Here is a 1,099-nt window from a genome sequence, read left to right on the forward strand (position 1 = left end):
GACTCGGGCCTCGTCGGCGTTGAGGCCGTGGTAGTGTAGCTGGGCGAACGTACGCTCGGCCAGGGCGATGTCGTCGGGATGAGCGGTGATGACTTCGCCGGTGACGGTTTCGATCTCGACCGCGCCACTGTCGTGGATGATGAACCCAGCTGCCGGGGCACGGAATTCGCTGTTGAGCGGCACGATCCCGATGCGGAGGTTGGGGCGGGAATCGAGGTCGTCGATCAACGCCTTGATCTGGGCGATCATCACCTCGGCGCTGCCGACGGTGCGGTGCAGCGCCCACTCGCCGATGAGGAACTCGAAGGTGTGAGGCTCGCGGTCGAGGATCAGCTGGCGTTGCATCCGGGCCGCGACGGTGTCCTCGACGTCGTTGGGTACACCTTGCACCTCGATACAGGCCGACAAGACCGCCCGCGCGTAGTCCTCAGTCTGGACGAGCCCGATGACGAGCTCCGGATTCCACGCGCGTTGGCGGGTGACGTCGGCCTCGATGTCGATCAGGCTGCGCTGCAACTCTGCCAGCCCGGTCCGGGTACGGGCATACCAGCTCATGTAGGTCATGTGATTCCGTCTCTGTGTGGCGGTCGGGCTGCCGGATTGGAGCCCTCGAGCTGAATCGGCGGGCCCGGTGAGCGGATGAACGGTGGTCATGCCGCTATCCCCGCGGTACGAGCGGCGGCGACGGTGATGCGGGCCAACAGTTCGAAGTCGGCCAGACGGCTGGGCCGGGGTTCGTCGAGCCACACCCGGATGTCGTCGTCGGGAGTGGGCAGCGGGATCGGGCATCCAGGCACCGTGCGGATCGCCTGCACCGACGACTCCCGAGAGAACAGGGTGACGGCGCGGGTGTCATCAGGTTTGGGCGCGGTGGTCAGGAACGTGCGGGTTCCGGTCGCGGCGTTGTCCACGATCGGCGTGATGACCTTGTGGCGGCGCAACTGGTCGAGGACCAAGTCAGCCAGGCCTGCGCTGACCTGGATCGCGTGGACCTGGTCGGCGGGCAGGATGATCTGGTCGTGGCTGTCGAGCACGACGTGCCAGCCGAGGCGCCGGTAGGCGTTGGCGCGGTCGGCGGGGGTTTCGGTCAGGGGTGTAG

At 67.0% G+C, this 1,099-nt stretch carries 2 protein-coding genes; both read right to left on the reverse strand.

Annotation, left to right across the window (positions count from 1 at the left end):
• Nucleotides 1-564: DUF5753 domain-containing protein (locus ACFWPJ_RS33515; RefSeq protein ID WP_378857635.1), on the reverse strand; the 564-nt coding region annotated here is incomplete at its 3' end.
• 86 nt (nt 565-650) lie between these two features.
• Nucleotides 651-1,099, reverse strand: a 449-nt coding sequence (locus ACFWPJ_RS33520) for a hypothetical protein (protein WP_378857637.1), incomplete at its 5' end; no start/stop codon positions are given.

Source organism: Nocardia sp. NPDC058497, assembly GCF_042720195.1.
Classification (GTDB): domain Bacteria; phylum Actinomycetota; class Actinomycetes; order Mycobacteriales; family Mycobacteriaceae; genus Nocardia.